The sequence below is a fragment of the Tessaracoccus bendigoensis DSM 12906 genome, from assembly GCF_900141915.1.
In the GTDB taxonomy this organism is placed as follows: Bacteria; Actinomycetota; Actinomycetes; order Propionibacteriales; family Propionibacteriaceae; genus Arachnia; species Arachnia bendigoensis.
The window spans coordinates 1-3687 of sequence record NZ_FQZG01000131.1 but is presented as its reverse complement, the minus strand read 5'-3'; the positions used below and the strand labels follow the sequence as shown (position 1 = coordinate 3687).

General features: G+C 66.0%; 4 protein-coding genes. 1 reads left to right on the top strand and 3 read right to left on the bottom strand.

What is annotated here, in order from left to right:
* Nucleotides 1–168 precede the first annotated feature (168 nt).
* A complete protein-coding gene (locus tag BUC15_RS18570) occupies nt 169–1662 on the bottom strand; it encodes an MFS transporter (protein ID WP_073191541.1) in 1494 nt (497 codons plus the stop codon).
* Nucleotides 1655–2095 carry a DUF2871 domain-containing protein gene (locus BUC15_RS18565; protein WP_073191538.1) on the bottom strand — a complete coding sequence of 147 codons (441 nt, stop codon included), beginning with the start codon at nt 2093–2095 and terminating at the stop codon, nt 1655–1657. Before BUC15_RS18565 ends, BUC15_RS18570 begins: the two co-directional genes overlap by 8 nt.
* 86 nt (nt 2096–2181) lie before the next feature.
* Between BUC15_RS18565 and BUC15_RS18560 the strand changes: the two genes are divergently transcribed.
* The gene (locus BUC15_RS18560) at nt 2182–2775 is read left to right on the top strand and encodes a TetR/AcrR family transcriptional regulator (protein ID WP_073191535.1); all 594 of its coding nucleotides are present in this window, start codon (nt 2182–2184) and stop codon (nt 2773–2775) included.
* Here the strand turns inward: BUC15_RS18560 and pgsA are convergent.
* A complete protein-coding gene (gene pgsA, locus BUC15_RS18555) occupies nt 2717–3349 on the bottom strand; it encodes a phosphatidylinositol phosphate synthase (protein WP_073191544.1) in 633 nt (210 codons plus the stop codon). The genes BUC15_RS18560 and pgsA overlap by 59 nt on opposite strands.
* Nucleotides 3350–3687: the final 338 nt, after the last annotated feature.

Below are 3687 nucleotides of genomic sequence, written 5' to 3'. Positions count from 1 at the left end.
AGCAACCCAACCACGGGCTCTGGGGAGACTCCGCGGACAAGGTCACGATGGTTTCGTCACGGGCGTTCGCAAGCTCACGGCCCGGCTCAACCGACGCACACCACGGCGCTTCGCGCGGTGGGACCGGCTCAACCGACGCGCACCCCGGCTCGACCGATCCCGCTCCACTCACCGAGCGAGTGCCACGCTCCTGGCAGGCTTTCCCGCCGAGGCGGCAAGGCGCGTCGCTGAGAACAGCCCAACCGCCAACAGGCCCGTCGAGAACCACACCGCCACAGCGCTGGCGTGCGCAAAATCACCGACGTCAACCCCGTGCAGGACCCGGGTGCCCAGTACCGCGGTGAGGACCGAACCTCCCATCGCACTGCCCAGCGCCGAGCCGACCTGACGAACCGTCGACTGGACCGCAGACCCAGCCCCGGACTGCTCGACGGGAACGTCACCCAGGACAAGGGAGGTCACCTGGGCCGACGCCAGCCCGACGCCCACGCCGTAGACCAGCAGTGCCCCGGCGACCCACCAAGGCCCGAACTGAAGCTGGACGATCACGGCGGTCGCCGCCGTGCCGATGACCTCCAGACCAAGGCCGAGCACGACAACCTTCGAGGCACCCAATGCCCCCGCCAGATGCCTCGCCGAGGCACCTGCGACGAAAGCGCCACCGGCCATCGCGACGAGCACGAACCCCGCTCCGAGGGTGTCGAGACCGAGCGCCGTCACCAGATAGAGAGGGAGGACGAAGATGAGTGCGAACTCACCGACGGCGACGAGCGCCGCAGTCAGGTTTCCCCACGAGAAGCTGGGAATGGTGAAGAGCGCGGTGTCAAGGATCCGTGTACGACCTGTGCGTCCAAGCGCCCTCTCGTAGAGGACGAAGGCCGCGACGAAGACGAGGCCGACCGCCAGCGCGACAGGCACGGGCGACACGGCCGCGTCGGTCCCCCAGTTCCACCCGCCGATGGCCAACTCGGCCTGTGGCGTCCACCAGCCGAGATTCGCACCCTCGATGAGCCCGAAGACCAGCGCACCGAATCCGATGGCGGCCAGCACGGGCCCGATGAGGTCTGTGCCTCTGGAGTCGTCACCGACCGTCTCATCGACGACGATCACCGCGGCGATCACGATGGCGATGCCGAGGGGCACGTTGACCCAAAAGATCCAGTGCCAGGAGGCATAGGTGGTGAGCAGCCCGCCGAGGAGCGGACCGAGCGCGGCCGCGCCGGACATGACCGCACCCCAGACGCCGAAGGCGACGGCGCGGTCCTTCCCCCGGAAGGTGGCGTTGACTGTGGAGAGTGTCGAGGGGAGGATCAGAGCGCCTCCGACCCCTTGCACCGCACGGGCCGCGATGAGCGCGGCGGCGCCGGTCGACAGGGCCGCAAGCACGCTGCCAAGCACGAAGGCGAGTATGCCTGCGATCAACAGCCTGCGACGTCCCATCCGGTCGCCCAACCTGCCAGCCGTGAGCAGCAGCGCGGCGAACACCACGGAATAGAGGCTGTTGACCCAGACCCCGTCGGTGAGGGACAGCTTCAGATCGGCAATGATGACCGGCAGCGAAACCCCTACGATGGTGCCGTCGAGCACCACCAACCCCAGGGAGAGCGCCAGGACGGCCAGGCCGACCCAGCGACGCTTTCCGGCCAGCTCGACATCAGGCATGTGTCGACTCACTTTCAGCCAGTCGCTTGCCGAGGACGATCATCAGAAGGATGAACGCGGCGGTGATGGTCATGTGGCCGAGGCCGGAGATCCCGGCGATCATGGGCGAGGTGGCAAAGTCCGAACCGAGGACCTGCAGACATCCCTTGACTACCAACATCGTGGCGGTGACGAGCACGCCCGCATTCCAGGTGATCACGAAGGCCTTGTACCTCCGGGTCACCTCGGACAGCCGGAACAGACGCTCAAGCACCAGGAAGATCAGAGAGAAGATCGTTCCGAGGGTGAGCAGATGGGTGTGCGCGACGGCGAGTTGGGTTCCCCCGGGCACACCATTGAGTTTGGTGAACTCCCTGTAGAACAACCCACTGGCCAGGCCGAGCGCGGTGTAGATCATGGCGAACCAGTACCAGGTCTTTAGTTGCTTGGCCATTTCGGACCTCCTTGTTTGCGACACGTTGTCGCTATCTACTGTAGGTTGGCGACACCATGTCGTCAAATCGCGTGAGAGAATGACCCATGCCCAAGATCGCCGCACCCACCGTTGCCGAACACCGCGAGCTGGTGCGTGAGACCCTGGTCGACGCAGCGGAGAGAATCCTCCGAGCAGGTGATCCACTGACCGCAGGCGTCGTCAGCGCCGCGGCAGGCATCGCTCGCAACTCGATCTACCGTTATGTCGACAGCGTCGACGACCTGCGCGGGATGGTGCTGGCGCGCTACCTGCCCGCCTGGGATAGGGCGGTTTCGGAAGCACTCGCCCCGCTGGAGGATCCGGGCGACCGGATCGTGGAGTGGGTTCGCGTCAATCTCGAACAGGCCCAGACGACGGGGCACAGTTGGCTGATGGACGTCTCGCGCGGCTCAGCAGCTGCGTCCAGCGCGACCTCCCAGATCGCAGACTACGCCCACAGCATCCTGCGTGACGCCCTCGGCTCGGCCTGGATTCAACTGGTGGCGGATGAGACAGAGGCCCGGATCCAGTCCGCACTCACCCTCGGACTACTGGAGGCCGCCTTCCAGCGTCTCGACTCCGGCCTGCCGAACGAGCGCCTCATAACAGCGACGATGAGGGCCGCTCGGGCTCTCGTGGAGGCAGCGAGGCCCTCCTAGCAGCGGCGATCCGCTGCCCGGTCGTGACTACGCTCCCGGCCAGGACCACCGCAAGGCCGACGACGAGTGCGGACTCCCCCGCCCCGAACCCGGCGATCAGCGCTGCCGCCAACGCGACGACCAGGCGGTCAGTACGCTCGAACAACCCCACCGATACGTTCCATCCTTCAGCTTCGGCGCGGGCCCGGGCATAGGAGACGATGAACCCAGCAACAAGTGAGAGCATGGCGAGCCAGCTCACGAGGGGAGAACGACCGATTCCCCAAGCTGCGAGGCCGACGAAGATCGCACCGTCGGCCACCCGATCGAGTGTGGAGTCGAGGAACGCCCCGAACTTCGTTTCCCTGTTCCCCAGCCTGGCCATTGTGCCGTCCAAGCCGTCAGCCAGCAGGAACAGCCCACACGCCACAGACCCGGCCACAAGATGATCGCCCGGGAACAGCAGCAGAGCTGACAACACCACCGCGACCGTGCCTGCGACGGTCACCGCGGTCGGGCTGGCCCCGGCCTTCAGTAGCAACCGAGCCAATGGTGCGAGTAAGAGCCCGTAGGCGGTGCGGAAGCGGGACAACACACAACCACGGTAGCCGGTCCGCCCCCTGATGAGCATGGAGCCCCCGTCACCAGCACTATCGCTCGACACCAGCACTATCGCTCGACACCAGCACTATCGCTCGACACCAACCGTATTCCGCTGGTAACGAGCCCTACCCCTGGTAACCACCAACCACCGCTGGTAACGACGCCCACCCAGCCCAGCACCACGCAACAGGACGCGGCCCCCGCGACACCAGCGATCCGCGCCCGACACCAGCGATCCGGACGCGTCACCAGCACTATCGCTCGACACCAACCGTATTCCGTTGGTAACGAGCCCTACCCCTGGTAACCACCAACCAACGCTGGTAACGA

Bases quoted from the DNA above. Each gene is read 5' to 3' on its own strand.
- BUC15_RS18570 (WP_073191541.1), bottom strand. From the start codon at position 1,662: ATGCCTGATGTCGAGCTGGCCGGAAAGCGTCGCTGGGTCGGCCTGGCC.
- BUC15_RS18565 (WP_073191538.1), bottom strand. From the start codon at position 2,095: ATGGCCAAGCAACTAAAGACCTGGTACTGGTTCGCCATGATCTACACC.
- BUC15_RS18560 (WP_073191535.1), top strand. From the start codon at position 2,182: ATGCCCAAGATCGCCGCACCCACCGTTGCCGAACACCGCGAGCTGGTG.